This is a genomic window from Brevundimonas sp. (assembly GCF_041919755.1).
Taxonomy (GTDB): Bacteria; Pseudomonadota; Alphaproteobacteria; order Caulobacterales; family Caulobacteraceae; genus Brevundimonas.
In genome coordinates this window covers 168,414-182,030 of sequence record NZ_JAYRTD010000004.1, presented here as the reverse complement: position 1 = coordinate 182,030, position 13,617 = coordinate 168,414, and the positions used below count along the sequence as shown (strand labels likewise).

Here is a 13,617-nt window from a genome sequence, read left to right as displayed (position 1 = left end):
GGGGGTAGGCCTCGAGTTCAACGTGCAAGGTCTGAACCTCTCGTCGGCAGTACCTGCGCCAGACCGGTCGGCGAGACCCTCAACTCAGCGATCTGTCCCGCCTTCAGGCTCGGGCTTCCGGTCCGAAGCCTGGCGTAGTGTTCGACGCCGTCGCCGTCCCGAACCACCGCCCAGGGCGATGCGCCGGCTTCATCGTGAAAGCCGGTCGTAACCACCCGACCGCGTACCGTTCCTGCCTCCAGAACACGAACCTCGCGGGCGCCCTCCAGTCGCCGCTGGTTCAGCGTTCGAATGATATCCCGGCGCATCTGCAGGCCGCGCAACCTGGACTCCAGATCGACGTCGAGACGATATCGACGGCCTTGGCGGGTCGCGAGGCCAAGCCGCTCCAGGTGCCTGAGCCGGCCTCTCGTCAGGGCGGCCCAGGCGTCGGTCGCGCCGACGCCATCCTCGACCAGTCCGTTCTCGTCCAGCTGAGTGATCAGTCGGCGGTCGAAGCCGGTGAACCGGTCGGCCTCTGTCTCTTTCCAGATCCGCCGCTCGGCCTCCACCCGCGACAGATCGCCGAGCCGTTCCTGGGCCACCTCCTGCGCGCGCGCGCGAAAGCCGTAGCCAATGTAGTCCCGTGGGATCACCAGATCCCGGCCGTCGGTTCGACGACCTCGCAGGAGGACGTGGGCGTGGGGCTGATCGGTATCGAAGTGACAGGTCGCGATCCAGGCCAGCTCGCTGTCGCCGAGGTCCGCACAAACCCGCCCCATGACCTCGCGCACATAGGATTTCATCTCCAGCCGCTCGCCGTGTTCGGGTGAGATGATGAACCGGAAATGGTGTCGATCTTCGCGCCAGTCTGCGGTCTCGGCCGGCGCGCTCAGGGCGTTCGATCGGTCATTGAAGAACTCCGGACGATCGCCCTCCACGCCCGCACCGGACCGACCCAGATAGGCGACATGTTTGCCAAGGCCTGCCCCGCGTTCAAGGCCGCGGCCCATGTGCCGGGAAACCAGCGCCTTGACGATCACCCTCTGGCGGACATCGAGACGGAAGGCTCGACCGGAGCGAGTCTGGGCGGCGCGAAGCACGCCGGACCGATCCCCGAGGGCAAAGGTGCGTGATCCCGCAAGACGCCTCAGTAGTCCGGTCCGGACACTGACGGCGTCCGTTTTGAGACGATTGGGAAGGGCGACACGCGGCCCATCCACACCGGCCCTGACAACAGGATCGAGTCGATCGTCGATGGCGCTTCGCACGGTCATCGGTGGCCTCCCGGGACACTCGGTCCCCACGCCACGTCGGCAAGTCACCGCAAGTCGGCGCGGCCTCTCCGACGTCGCCACAAGTGACGGGAAGAATAGAAGAAGCGGGAACCGCCAAACACTCCCTTTTATCTTGCCCTCCAACCTCTTACGCAGATTTCCATCATCACCGTTCAATGTCTGGCGCAGGTCGTCCCACCCCGTCAAAGGTCCGACGAGCTCCCGGTCGACAGAGAAAAACCCGCCCGGCCGGAGCCGAGCGGGTTGATGTTGCACGAGCCTGGGGTCAGGCCGCGCGCGCCTTGATGGACAAATGTCGCAGTCCGTTCTCCATCGCCTTCTGACCCAGGTTGAGCGCGGGCCCGAACGGCCGGTGATCCATCCGTTCTTCGGCCACGGAATGCGCCAGGGTCAGGCAGACTTCCGGCTCCAAGGCGATCAGTTCATCATTTGCCCGGAAGGGAGCCGCCTTGCCGTGGGCATCGAAATCCGCCCGGGCCAGGATCAGCTTCACGCCCTTCTGCTGAGCCCATTTGATCGCCAGTTTCTCGGAGCCTTTCGCCCCGGTCGTCGCCAGGGCCATGTCCGGCCACTCCGCCTTCGCCCAGTTCAGCGCGTCGAAGATCCGGCCCGCGTCCTCGGCGCTATCCGCCGCCGGCGCACCCCGGAAGGCGATGACCGGACCGCCCGGATCGGCCTCTCCGGCCCGGCGACTGCGGATCGCGCGGATCGCCTGCTTGGCCTCCAGTTGCGCCGCGGTGAGATGAGTGCCGCGCCGCGACCCGCGCCAGGCCGTCCAGACCTCGCCGGTGGCGACCGTCCAGGCCTCCGAAGCCGCATCCCGGATCAGTTCGGCGGCCCGGGTCGCCACATCTCCGGCGCGAGCCCGCGACGTCGCTTCCTGAAGTTCGGTATCCGCCGCCTCGGATCCATCGAAGTCCCGATCCAGAGCCCGCATCGCATCCCGCGCGCGATCTGCATCCCGCTCGATCCGGCCGGCCGCCGAATGGAAGGCGCCGATGAGGGCTTCGCCGAGGAGGACCTGAAAGTCTTCCAGCGCCGTTCCGCAGATCACATCCACCAGTTCGGTCATGAGCGCGCGCCCGAGATGGACCAGGGCGTCTTCGGTCGGGTGAGGACGAACGTCGCCAAGGGAGGCGGTCAGGTCGTCAAAGGCGGAGTCGGTCTTTGCGGCGGCGAAGACGGGAGTGCTGAAGGAGGTCATGGGTTCATTCCTTGGGAATGCCGTGCGCCCCATGCGCAACGACCCCGCTCCTGGCCACGACGGGGTCCCCGGCAGTCACCGGAACGGAGGGCTGCTCGCCCTCCGTGGAGGGGAACGGCGCAGCCGTTGACTTCCGGGGTGTCGTGACAGGATCGGAGGGCGTTGTGTGGGGGCAAGTCGTCGTCGCCCTTCGCGACGACGACACAACTCGGCGCATCGCTTGCGCCGATACCGTCGCACGTCCCGGGCGCCGGTCAGGCCCGCGGCGTCCAGCCGCCAGCCATGACAAAGGCGGCGATCTCCGAAGAGATCGCCGCTTGGTCTGTCAGTTGCAGGCTCGCCCCCTGTTCAGGCCAGCCCGGCCATCGCCAGGAGCGAGGGGAGCCCGCCAGGCGGCGTTCGATACCCAACCTCGGCATGACCCGAGCAGAAGGCTCCCCGCGCCACGGGGCGACCGCAGAACGACACCCCGGTGCGCGGATCGCCGTAGGGCCACCGGCACTGTCCCGAACGCACGGTCAGAATGCTGAACCCGCCGGAGGGCAGGTCGACACACGCGCGACGCCGGGCCTGATCAGTCCCTTCGCCGCGCCCCTGGTCCTGGCCGTCCTGCTGGACAGGCGACGGTCGTTCGACGGCGGCCTTGCGGACAATCGGCCGTTCCGGGCGGCCGATCGACAAGCCCATGCGGTGCACCTTGCCGAGTACGGCGCTTCGGGTGATGCCGTTCTGCAGTTCGGCGGCGATCTGTTCGGCGGTCCGGCCCTCGCGCCAGAGCGTCTTCAATCGTTCGATGCGGTCGTCGGTCCAGGCTGAGGCGGTCATCTCGGATCTCCCGATCATCGGACCGGATCGGCCCGCCCGAACCCACCCTTCCTCCGCCCTCCCGCGACCATGCGAAGACGGCCCGGGACATCGCCCCGGGCCGTCTCGCACTTTCGCCCGCCCTAGAACGGGATGTCGTCGTTCAGGTCGTAGCCGCCAGCCGGTTCGCCCGCCGCCCCGCCCGTGGGCTGATCATCCGAACCGTCGGCCTCCCGACGATTCTTCAGGCGGATGTCGCCGACGATCAGGCGCAGGTCGTAGTGCTCGACCCCGTCCTTGCCGGTCCAGGTGTCATTCTCGACATGACCCTGGATCACCACCCGCGTGCCCTTGCGCGCGAACGGCGCGATGTATTTCTCGGTCGTCGTCTCGCTGAAGCACAGACAGTTGAAGCCGGTCGTGCGCTCGCCCGGGGTGCCGGACTTGCGGAAGCGGGTCGTTTCCAGAACGCGGAAGCTCGCGCGCTTCCGGCCCGATCCCTGGGCCGACAGGATGGAGGGGTCGGCGGCCAGATAGCCTTCGATGATTAGCGTCTGCATGGTCAGTCTCCTGTTGATGGGGTGAAGGGGAATCAGGCCGCCCGCGCCTTGCGGCGACCGGCCCGGGGCGCCGCCTCGGAAGACGCGTGAGACGGGGCGGCTGACGGATCGTCGTTGGCGGCGGCGTCCCGGGCCTCGGCCCAGTCCAGCACCGTCAGCCGATTAACCACCAGTTCCTTCGCCGTACGCGCCTGGCCGTCCCGGGTCTCGTAGGCCGTGTCGATGAAGGCGCCGGTCACCACCGCCTCGCAGCCCTGGGCGAGGCCGCGCGCGATGACCTTCTCGTTCAGGCCCTTGGACCAGGACACGCAGTTGACGCCGACGAGACGGTCCTTGCCGCCGGCATCGACGCCGCGCTTCTCGATCAGGCGGAAGATCGCCTTGCCGAAGTCGTCGCTGATCTGGGGGGCGGCCGCCAGACGGCCCGTGAACACCATGGTCTGCATGTCAGTCTCCTTGGAACCGAAGCCGCCGGGGAGCCGATCTCCCCGATCCCGCTTCGCCCGGGACCTCCCTTCCCTTCCTCCTCCCGGCGGGAACCGCCTTCAGCCGCCTTGATGGCCCACCGTCTGAAGAAGACCGGGGCCGTCGCACGACCGTGCGACGACCCCACAGCCCGATCACTCCGCCGCGTGGGCGATCGCCGCCTCTCCCTGAGGCGTGATCTCGAACGCACCGGCTCCGTCGTCGTCTGCTCCGGCCTCCGCCCCCCGGGCCGCCGGCGTCGTCGGCTCCCGCATCCGCCGGATCGTCAGTTCCGTCGTCATCAGCCGCCGACCAGAGCAGCGCCTTTGGCGCCCAGTTGCGCGCGGCCGCCGTCGCCTCGACGAGGACGACAAGTTCGGCCTTGCCCGGAACGCCGGTCGTGGGCGCCGCCTTGCCCATGTCGGCCAGCATCGTCAGAAGCATCGGCTTGGAGTGGGCGGCCAGGAAGGTCGCATCCGGCGTCCAGTGCCGGGTGATTTGGGCTTTCGACAACGCGGCGAGCTCCGACGCCTCCGCACGCGCCGCGCCCCGGATCAGGTCCGTCCGCTCCTCCCGCAGGTCGATGGTGAGGGCCGTCAGTTCGGCCAGGAGCCCCAGGCGGTCCTCGTCCGCCAGATCGTGAATCCAGCGGATCGCCGTCTGGCCGGAGGCCTCCCACGCAGCGCGGCGGGCGTCGATCCGCTCATGCACCACTCCATCGAGGTCCGGGATCACGCGTCCGCCCCGGGGCGCGAACACCTGTACGCTGACGGCCAGAACGGATTCGCTGCGGGGCACGCCCCTCTGGACCACGGTCAGAAACAGACGCGTCAGCAGGGCGGTGAGCGCCGTACGGGGATCGTCGGCCAGGGCGCGCATCAGCCCCCGGGTAGCGACATCGGTTCTCAGCGCATGCAGGCTGTGACCCACACCCTCCACCTCGGGTTCCGGCGCATCCGCAGTCGGCGCGACGAATGCCGGGGTCTGCGCCTCGACGTCCGCCGGATCCTCGTCGGTCCCGCCGATCCCCGTCTCGCGCTCCGGTTCGATGGGGGTCCAGGCCTTCACCTTGAGACCGGTGCGCGTCGATGGACTGAACACCAGGGTGGTGACCGCCCGCCCGCCCAGGGCGATCTGGTCCATGGCGAGACCAAGTCGGATCATGGCCACCATCGCCCGGTCGACATCCTCGGCGTCGGCCGCCTCCGAGATCGCAAGGCCGACGCTGTCCGCGCCCGCCTCGTGAGCGGCGCGCGCGTCGCGGTAGGCGTCCATCTCGGTCGCCGGCAACATGCCGCCATAGACATACCCGGGCGTCTCCAGGTCCTCGGGCAGGTCGATCTCGCCGGCCGCCGCCACATGGACGGTCAGCCCTTCGAACTCGAAAGTCTCCGCGATCGACCGCGCCCGTGCGGTCCAGAGTTCGGTCAGAATGGCCGGATCGAGCAGGACCGGGGCGCGCTCCCCGAACAGATCCGCCTCGGTGCGCCCACCCGAAGCCGCATAGGCTTCGGCGCTGACGAGCGCGCACCGGGGGTCAGCCGCCGTGACCTGGGACCGGTCCAGCTTCTCGGTGATCCTCCAATCGGCGAACCCGTGGCCGTCCAGCGCCGACTGCGCCAGCAGCTCTTGTTCGGCAGGGTCCGGCAGCCGCGCCAGAAGCTTGGCCTGCCTGAGGTTCATCCGTCCGGCGCGAAGGGCGTCCAGCGCGACCTCCGGCAGGGCCGAGAGGGCCGCGAGGCGTTTGATGTCGACCTCCGCATGACCGAGCGCACGGGACATGGCCGGCACGGTGAGCCTGGACTTCAACATCCGCCCGATCGCCGCGATGATGTCGGCGACATGGACCGGAAGGGCGGTGTTCGTGAGCACGGCCGCGGCGGCCTGGCGCGCCGGATCCGTCTCGACAAAGACGTCCACCAGGAAGCCGTCGTCGATCCGCCCCTGCTCCAGCAACAGGCGCAAGGCGAGCAGTCGCCGGCGACCATCCAGCGCCATGAAGGGTGACTCCCGGCGTCGGCCCGGACGAACGGTGATGGGCTGCAACTGACCCGCGGCGAACAGGGTGTCGGCCAGAAGCGGAATGTCGTCGTCGGCCGGTTCGCCGGCGCGCAGATTCTCGGGCGCGACATCGACCTCGCGAAGGGCGATGGACTGGCGCGCCCGCGTGGCGGTCGCCTCGAACGGCGTCTGGACGACAGCCAGGGCGGATGAAGAACGGGTCATCGGTTATCTCCCGCCGGCGGTGAGGACCATCCCCGTCGACCGGCGCCCGTCAGCCCCCTTTCTTCCGCCTTTCCGCCATGGCGAAGGTGTTCCAGTCCTCGGCCCCGTGCGGCGGCAGGGCGAGCGCGCTCTCGACGCCTGCCGTCTCCAGGCGTCTCAACAGAGTTTGCGCGGCGGTCTCGCCGGGTGCGCCCCGGTCGGCGGCGATGATCACCCGTCGGATCCGGCCGGGCGGGGTCCAAACGGCGAGGTTACGGGCCGACAGCAGCGCCCACGCCGGCAGGCCCAGATGATCCGACGCCGACAGGACGCTCATCACGCCCTCGCCGACGACCAGCTCTGTCTCGGCGAACGCGAGACGGACGGCCGAACCGGCGGGCGCGAGGCCCACCATCTTTCGCGAGGGACGGAGCCGTTCGTCGCGTCGCCCGGATGGCGAGAGGTAGGTCAACTCCACTGCGGTCAGGGTCTCGTCCGGTGCGGTTATGGCGGCGATCAGCGCCGGCCGGGTGGCCCCACCGGACCGATAGACCGAGATCTCGGCGGCGCCGTGATGGCGCAACCCGGCCAGTCCGGCGGGATCCTGCCGGATGGCGCGATGCTCAAGGTAGCGTCTGGAGGTCGTCGCGGGCGCAAGGGTGCCGGCGCCCTCCCACAAGCGTTGCGCCGTCGCGATCCTCTGGGCGCGGTCCGGCCTTGGGCGCGCTGTGCCCGCGCCCGTCCGGCCCGACCCGAGAACCCGGCCAGACCCGTCAATGAGACCGAGATCTCGCAGATGGGCCCGCACGCCCGACCAGGACGCTTCGCCAAAGCAGTGGACCACCAGACGGTCTCCGCTCAGGAGCAGGGACACCGATCGATCCGAGGCGCTGTGCCCGGGGGCGGGAATACTGGCGCGCGTCCCGCCGGCGTAGAGGTCGCCGCCCAGGGCGGCGACGATCGAATGCAGGGACATCACGGCCTCACATCAGACCCAGGGCGCGAAAGCTCGCCGTCCCCTGTCGCCCGACCACGAGATGGTCATGAACCTGCAACCCGAGCGCCCGCGCCGCCTCCACGACCTTGCGCGTCATTTCGATGTCGGCCTGGGAGGGTGTCGGGTCCCCTGACGGGTGGTTGTGCACGAGGACAAGCGCGGACGCCGACAGTTCCAGGGCGCGACGAACCACTTCGCGTGGATAAACCGGGGCATGATCCACTGTCCCCTCGGCGCGCCACTCGTCCTGCAGGAGGCAATTGCGGTGGTCGAGGTAGAGCACCCGGAACTGCTCACGGGGGCACTGGGCCAAGGCGATCCGGACGTAGTCCTGCAGTGCGGTCCAAGACGCGATCACCGGCCGTCGGGCGGCCTCCGTCCGGGAGAGCAGAACCGCCAGTTCGCGCACGGTCTTCAGGTCGAGGACGACATCGTCCTCAAGGCCCGCGCGACGAAGTTCGCTCGCATCGGCTGACAGCAGCGCGCCCAGTCCGCCGAAGCGCGTCAGGAGGGCGCCAGCGGTCCCGTCGGCGCCGTCGATGCGCCCTAACAACTGCTTGAGCAGGTCGAGTTCGGGGCGATCCCGGCCCTCTCCGCCCGAACACTGTCGCGACGTCAGCGGCCGAGCGGTGGGTTTGGCGAGTATGATCATGGCGGGCTCCTTTGCCGCTCCCATTCGGAGCGCCCGTCCGCCGACCTTCCTTTCCCTCGTTCGACCTTGCCGCAGGGTCTCACGACGGTCAGGCTGAGGCGATGAAATGGCTGCTGATCGCCTCGCCCCTCCTGCTGATTCCGACGGCCGCCCTGGCCGACCCTTGCGAGGGCCGCCTGCCGTACCGCGCCGGCGAGACCTTCTCGGGCGTGGTCCGATATGTCGGCGATGGCGACGGGCTGTGCATCGGCCCGTCAACCGACCCCTCGACCTGGATCGAGGTCCGCCTGTCGGATTTCGACGCGCCTGAACTGAACCAGACCGGCGGCCGGGCCGCCCGGGAGCGCCTGTCCGGACTACTGCGCGGTCGGGTGCTCGATTGCGTCGCGGTGCGGGGCCGGAGCGGCCGGGTGATCGTCTATGACCGCGTCATCGCCGCCTGTCGCCTGAACGGACGCGCGGTCGGCGATCTTTTGCGCGCCTCCGGGGGTCAGGAGGGCGGCCGCTGAAGTCCGACATTCATTTTCCGGCTTCCACGCTCTCCGCAATCAGGCCTAGAAATTCCCTTCGTTCACAGGGGAAATAGGTGGCCAAGATCAATGTCAAATGGGTCAGGACCGACCTGATCAGCGTCTCGGATCAGGCGCGCGATCTCGGGTTCGACCTCCGCAAGTTCGACCAGCAGGATGAGGATGTTCGGGCCGCGGTTCGCAAGGCGTCCATAGACCGGGTTGTCCGGGAGGTCCGGGAGACCTGGGATGACGCCGCGGATCCAAAGGCGAAGCGGTTCAGCGATGTGCGCAACGGCGTCTATGCGATCTCGGTCGGAGACGGGTTTGGTGTGAAGTACGCCGGGGGCGTTTCGGAGGTCATGTACATCGGGCGCGGCGTCTTCTCGAACCGGATCCGCTCCCACCTGCACAACTGGATCTTCGACATGTCGCGATCGCTTCGCGACGTCTCCTTCCGCTTCTACATGGGCTCCATCGGAGACAAACGAAGCCCCGAGTCCTTCAAGGACTTCGAGCACTTTCTGCTCGATCAGTTCAGGGAGAAATTCGGCGAGAAGCCTCTGCTGAACAAGTACGCGGGCCGTGAGGGTCGGATCGCCCACGAGTTCAACGGCGACTGGAACGCGCCGATGAACAATCGGGGAAAGAACTATCAATGGGAAATCCGGCCCACCGAGAAGAACGCCTGGTTCAAATACTATGAGGACGAATGATCGTCCCGGGCCCGTCCCAGACCGTTCACCTCAGGCCTCTTCACTGTCGTCCCACACGCGGTTGAGCACCTGGGCCGCCAAGGCGGCCTTGTCCTGAGGAAGAAAGCGGCCGTAGTGGTCCGCGACCGTGGCCGCCGTGTCCTGGATGGCGTAGCTGGCCTGCTCGTAGGAGCCCGTCTGTTTGAGAATATGGGTGGCCAGCACGTCGCGGACGCTATGCGGTCCGTGCGGCAGGAGACCGGGAATGGCTCCGCGTCGCGTCCAGGGATTGTAGATCCCGTACCTCTGGATCGTCAGTCGCCAGGCTTCGTAGAACGTCTGCTGATTGTAGGAGGGATCCCGACTGGTGCGCTTCACCGTCTTGATGAAGAAGACGCCCGGATCGGGCGCGCCGTTCAGCAGACGGTCCCGATGGACGCCGAGGTAGGCGTCGATCCACGCGTAGAGATCGCCAAGGTCCGGCAAGAGCAGCCTGAAGGGTCGCTTGGCGAAATAGGCGGAGTGGGCGTTCTTGAACGCCGCGCAGGGGATGAAGACCTCCCAGCCGGCGTCCCGATCGTTCCAGCGGAGTTCTCCGCATTTCAGACGTTCGAGATCGCGCTCGCTGGTGTGCGGCTGGCCCCGTGGACGGATCAGAAGCTGCCGCAAATTCTTCTGCCGAAGACCAAGGTGAAGCCCGAGCCGGAGCATCAGGAAGCTGCGAACGCTTTCGGCCGCCGCCCTGGGATGGCGGCGCGCGTCGGGCATGCGTTTGAGGATCTCGTCGGTGATCTTGCGATACTCCCGAACCGGGCTCGCCGCCTCCAGCACGGGCAGCAACGGTTCGAAGGGATCACGATGCACCCGGGCGACCCGCAGGATTTCCTTGGCTCGCGCCAGGGCGTGTTGATGCATGGCATCGCAGGCGCCCGCCCAGTCGCTCCGGATGCGCTGGATGTCGTCGGCCGAGATCAGACCGTCGATCGGCGATAGCGCCTCGGCCAGCGCCGGGCTCTGTCGGAGCCAACCCGTGCCCGTCCGCGTCAGGGCGGCGGCCAGAAGCAACATCTCCGCCTCCCATCCGGTGTAGAAGCCGCGCCGGGTCTCCCGCCACTGGACGTACCAGTCCCAGACGTCCGGAGAGATCAGGAGCGCGAAGGTCAAGCGGTCGTGGGGCAGCCCCAGGCCGGCCGTCACGCTGTCGGGCGCCGCGGCGAGCGCACCGAACATCAGGCCGAGATGCTCGAGCTTCTGGGAGGCGGTCTCGGCGCCCCAGACGCCCGATCGTTGAAACCCCACCGCCGTGAGCGTCCGCGTCTTGAACCGCAACAGGTCCGCCATCTCCCGCTCATGGCTTTCCGGCGGAACGAACTCCGCCCGGATCTTTGGAGACGTCGGTCGTCTGGACGTCTCCAGCAGGTGATCGAACCGCAGGGCGAAGCGGTGTTTGGAGATCGCCGAGTGATAGCGATGGTAGGCCGTGCCGCCCGTCAGGATCGACGAGCGCACCCAGTCGATGATCTCGGTCTGCTCCGCCGCAGGCCGACGGGCGAAGTCATCGGGCAGATGCCAGGCCAGGCGGCGCCGTTCCGCCAGTGGAATGCCGGGGAGCACCTGCCCGCTCACCGCGCGCCCCTGCCCCAGGCGGGATCGCAACGCTCCGGGCGTCAGGCCATACCGCGTTTCGATCAGATCGACGGCTCGCAAGCTGGCGGCGGTCTCTGGCGCCTTGGCGTCCCGGCGCCAGGCGGCGAGCGTGGTGCGATCGACCTTTGCGCCCTTGGTGACCAACGCACGGTGGAGCATCCACGCGCTCTCTCCGTGCCGCTTCATTTCCGCATCGAGCGCGGCTCCGAACCCCTTCGCCGTCGTCGGTTCGTCCCACAAGGCGGCCGGATGCTCGACGAGCGGTTTCGGGGGTCTTCCGCGCCCTCTGCGCGGTTCGGCGGGCATGGTCTTTTCGGCGGCGAGAGCCGCGGGGACATCGGGCATGGGGTCTCTTCAATCCGTCGTCGGGTCGACGACCGATGAGAGACGTTTGGACCAAGCGATGACCCTGATCCGGATCCCAAGCAGGCTGTGGATAGTAGTCGCGCGAGTTCGCCCCGCGGACGTCACCCAGACCGCGTCACCGCGTTCAGCCCTTGGCCGAAAACGCCCTCAGGCTGTCCAGCGCCGCCTGGACCTGGTCACCCAACCGCAAGGGGTCGGTGGCGTACCGACCGAGATCTTCCCTCCAGTTCGGCTCGGCCTCCAGCCAGGCCTGAAGCCGTTCCGCCTCGACGCGGAACTCGGGATGGACCTCGAAAATCCGGTTGGCCAGACGGTTCGAGGCGAACCGCGCAACGGCGGGCTGATCCTGCCGGAAGTGCTGGATCCCGCGCGCGACCGCGTCGAACTGGCTCGCCGCGATGTCCTGGTCGTACCGGCGCATGAAGTTGGGACCGGAGAGTTCCGCGATCGCCCGGAGCGCTTCGCTCCGCGCCCGGATATGGTCCACGAGGTCGTCGATCATTCCGGTCGTGCGGCCCTCCCGGATTAGCCGTCCAGCGACCCTGGTCATGGCCGGGCCAACGAGCCGTAACAGGTCAAGGCAGCGGCGGCGGACATAGGTCAGCGTCAGGCCGGCCTGTTCAGCGAACTCGCCGAGCGTTTCAGGCGTGAAGTCCTCAAGGCGACCCGCGCCGGCCATAGGCATCGCCATCCGGGCATGCACTTCCGGATACCAGGATGTGGACAGCAAGTCGTAGAGCGGCGCGAGCCGCAGGCCGTCCCGGTCATAGAGCAGGCTGAAGTTCTTTCCGTGCGCATCGGCGTTGCCGATGATGAGGTTGAACAGGGCCGCATCGATCAGGGCGAGGATGGCGTTCGCCGGAACCCGGATGACCTGCCTCAGAAGATCGAAGCTCCGCCTGAAGGTCGGCCCGCCTTCAGCGGCGTACTTGTGCTCGGGCATGACGCCCAGGGCCTGACAGAAGTCTTCCTGATGGAGACGACCCAGTCCCGCGTCGGCTCGCTGGACCCGGTCATAGCGCTCGACCAGCAGAAAGAGTTGGTCCTTCGCGCGGCGCAGTTCGACCGGCGCGACCGCCAGCCCCAGTTCTGCGGCCAGTCGCATGCAGAAGGCTTCGTTCTCCGGGAAGGTGGGGTACTCCTTCGGCGCCGGCTTGATGATGTGGGTCGTCGGCTGACCCGCCGCCGGCAGGGCCACGGCGCCATCCACCAGAACGACCGGCACCTTGGGCTGGGCTCCGGCGAGGGAGAGACGGATTCCTTCCTCTCCGGCCAGGAGCGGTCGTCGGGGCAGGCCGGCGAGAATGTCCGCCAGTCTCGCTTCGTCCAGAACGGTGGCCTTGCCCGTAGGATCGGGGACCGGAACGGCCTCGCCGACCGGCCACAGGGTGAGCGCGCCGGCGACGTCGCCGCCGAGCCCTTCCAGAAGGCCGAAATCATTCTGCTGCGAAACGCCCAGCGCCCTGGCCGCCTCGGTGCGGGGCGTTTCCTCGGGCAGCAGGCCGGCGAAGAAGGGCCGCGTCTGGGCCCGACTGAACGTCTCCGCCTGGTTCGGAAGCGAGATGGAGACGCCGGGCGCGCGCGGAGCGTCCAGCCACGCCGGAGCGTAGCTGAACGTCATGTTGCCGTTCTCATTGAGGGCGAGCACGCCGACTTCCGTCTCATCCCACCAAACCGTCAGCGCCCGGCTCAAAACCTGCCTCCGTCAATGATCCGGTGCGTTGGGGCTACCTCCAGGCTCAAGCCCAGCGCCGTGAGGACCTGAAGCACCTTGCCGAGTTGGGCGGTCTGCTTGCCGCGCTCCAGTTCCACGACGAACCGCAGCCCCACGCCGGCGCTCGCCGCGAGCTGATCCTGTCGCAAACCCGCCGCCTTGCGCGCGTCCCTGACGGCCTCACCGATGTTCACATGCGCCATAGAAATTTCCCGATCGGGAAAAATCTAGAGTGTTCAGGCCAGATCGCAAGCATTATTTCCCGATCGGGATAATTTGCGCGCAAATCGGCCGATATGTCCCCATACTTTCCCGATCGGGAAATATTCTGGCCTGAGTCTCTAATCCGATCAAAAGTTTCCCGATCGGGAAAAATGTGCCGTGTGACGGCCTCATATATCCACGAACTCGTTGGCTCTCGGACTGTATCCGCGAAGCGTCATCCGCCCGCCGCAGTGAAGCCGCCGACACTTCGCCGACTTCCCCCAGGGGCTCCAGTCTCGCCCCTTGGCCCGGGCGATG

General features: G+C 67.8%; 13 protein-coding genes. 2 read left to right on the top strand and 11 right to left on the bottom strand.

Features of this window, described 5'->3' with window-relative positions; genetic code table 11:
- Positions 1-17: 17 nt before the first annotated feature.
- The 8 genes from ACE3TH_RS07590 to ACE3TH_RS07555 form a co-directional block, all read right to left on the bottom strand.
- A complete protein-coding gene (locus ACE3TH_RS07590; RefSeq protein ID WP_374598868.1) occupies positions 18-1,082 on the bottom strand; it encodes a DUF3363 domain-containing protein in 1,065 nt (354 codons plus the stop codon).
- 460 nt (positions 1,083-1,542) lie between these two features.
- Positions 1,543-2,481 carry a DUF2493 domain-containing protein gene (locus ACE3TH_RS07585; RefSeq protein WP_374598866.1) on the bottom strand — a complete coding sequence of 313 codons (939 nt, stop codon included), beginning with the start codon at positions 2,479-2,481 and terminating at the stop codon, positions 1,543-1,545.
- A gap of 348 nt (positions 2,482-2,829) precedes the next feature.
- Complete coding sequence (locus tag ACE3TH_RS07580) at positions 2,830-3,306, bottom strand: GcrA family cell cycle regulator (protein ID WP_374598864.1); 477 nt, start codon at positions 3,304-3,306, stop codon at positions 2,830-2,832.
- A 122-nt stretch (positions 3,307-3,428) separates the two neighbouring features.
- Positions 3,429-3,845: a single-stranded DNA-binding protein gene (locus ACE3TH_RS07575; protein WP_374598862.1), complete on the bottom strand. Its 417-nt coding sequence runs from the start codon at positions 3,843-3,845 to the stop codon at positions 3,429-3,431.
- A 32-nt stretch (positions 3,846-3,877) separates the two neighbouring features.
- The gene (locus tag ACE3TH_RS07570) at positions 3,878-4,291 is read right to left on the bottom strand and encodes a single-stranded DNA-binding protein (RefSeq protein ID WP_374598860.1); all 414 of its coding nucleotides are present in this window, start codon (positions 4,289-4,291) and stop codon (positions 3,878-3,880) included.
- A gap of 1 nt (position 4,292) precedes the next feature.
- Positions 4,293-6,536, bottom strand: coding sequence for a ParB/RepB/Spo0J family partition protein (locus tag ACE3TH_RS07565; protein WP_374598858.1), 2,244 nt, complete (start codon positions 6,534-6,536; stop codon positions 4,293-4,295).
- A gap of 49 nt (positions 6,537-6,585) precedes the next feature.
- Complete coding sequence (locus ACE3TH_RS07560; RefSeq protein WP_374598856.1) at positions 6,586-7,491, bottom strand: toprim domain-containing protein; 906 nt, start codon at positions 7,489-7,491, stop codon at positions 6,586-6,588.
- A 7-nt stretch (positions 7,492-7,498) separates the two neighbouring features.
- Positions 7,499-8,164, bottom strand: a complete 666-nt coding sequence (locus ACE3TH_RS07555) for a RadC family protein (RefSeq protein ID WP_374598854.1) — start codon at positions 8,162-8,164, stop codon at positions 7,499-7,501.
- Between the two features lie 101 nt (positions 8,165-8,265).
- On the opposite strand from ACE3TH_RS07555, the gene ACE3TH_RS07550 reads away from it, so the two are divergent.
- A complete protein-coding gene (locus ACE3TH_RS07550; protein WP_374598852.1) occupies positions 8,266-8,673 on the top strand; it encodes a thermonuclease family protein in 408 nt (135 codons plus the stop codon).
- 77 nt (positions 8,674-8,750) lie between these two features.
- Entirely contained in the window at positions 8,751-9,389 is a 639-nt protein-coding gene (locus ACE3TH_RS07545) for a hypothetical protein (protein ID WP_374598850.1), read from the top strand.
- Between the two features lie 30 nt (positions 9,390-9,419).
- Here the strand turns inward: ACE3TH_RS07545 and ACE3TH_RS07540 are convergent, their stop codons facing one another.
- The 3 genes from ACE3TH_RS07540 to ACE3TH_RS07530 all read right to left on the bottom strand — a co-directional run bounded on the left by ACE3TH_RS07540 (position 9,420) and on the right by ACE3TH_RS07530 (position 13,298).
- Positions 9,420-11,360 (bottom strand): hypothetical protein, encoded by a 1,941-nt coding sequence (locus tag ACE3TH_RS07540; protein ID WP_374598848.1) that lies wholly within the window; start codon positions 11,358-11,360, stop codon positions 9,420-9,422.
- A gap of 145 nt (positions 11,361-11,505) precedes the next feature.
- Positions 11,506-13,074, bottom strand: a complete 1,569-nt coding sequence (locus ACE3TH_RS07535) for a type II toxin-antitoxin system HipA family toxin (protein WP_368925575.1) — start codon at positions 13,072-13,074, stop codon at positions 11,506-11,508.
- Positions 13,071-13,298, bottom strand: coding sequence for a type II toxin-antitoxin system Y4mF family antitoxin (locus tag ACE3TH_RS07530; protein ID WP_368925573.1), 228 nt, complete (start codon positions 13,296-13,298; stop codon positions 13,071-13,073). The genes ACE3TH_RS07535 and ACE3TH_RS07530 overlap by 4 nt, the downstream gene beginning before the upstream one ends.
- Positions 13,299-13,617: the final 319 nt, after the last annotated feature.

Coding starts and splice junctions, on each gene's coding strand:
- ACE3TH_RS07585 (WP_374598866.1), bottom strand. CDS start 2,481: ATGACCTCCTTCAGCACTCCCGTCTTCGCCGCCGCAAAGACCGACTCC.
- ACE3TH_RS07580 (WP_374598864.1), bottom strand. CDS start 3,306: ATGACCGCCTCAGCCTGGACCGACGACCGCATCGAACGATTGAAGACG.
- ACE3TH_RS07575 (WP_374598862.1), bottom strand. CDS start 3,845: ATGCAGACGCTAATCATCGAAGGCTATCTGGCCGCCGACCCCTCCATC.
- ACE3TH_RS07570 (WP_374598860.1), bottom strand. CDS start 4,291: ATGCAGACCATGGTGTTCACGGGCCGTCTGGCGGCCGCCCCCCAGATC.
- ACE3TH_RS07565 (WP_374598858.1), bottom strand. CDS start 6,536: ATGACCCGTTCTTCATCCGCCCTGGCTGTCGTCCAGACGCCGTTCGAG.
- ACE3TH_RS07560 (WP_374598856.1), bottom strand. CDS start 7,491: ATGTCCCTGCATTCGATCGTCGCCGCCCTGGGCGGCGACCTCTACGCC.
- ACE3TH_RS07555 (WP_374598854.1), bottom strand. CDS start 8,164: ATGATCATACTCGCCAAACCCACCGCTCGGCCGCTGACGTCGCGACAG.
- ACE3TH_RS07550 (WP_374598852.1), top strand. CDS start 8,266: ATGAAATGGCTGCTGATCGCCTCGCCCCTCCTGCTGATTCCGACGGCC.
- ACE3TH_RS07540 (WP_374598848.1), bottom strand. CDS start 11,360: ATGCCCGATGTCCCCGCGGCTCTCGCCGCCGAAAAGACCATGCCCGCC.
- ACE3TH_RS07530 (WP_368925573.1), bottom strand. CDS start 13,298: ATGGCGCATGTGAACATCGGTGAGGCCGTCAGGGACGCGCGCAAGGCG.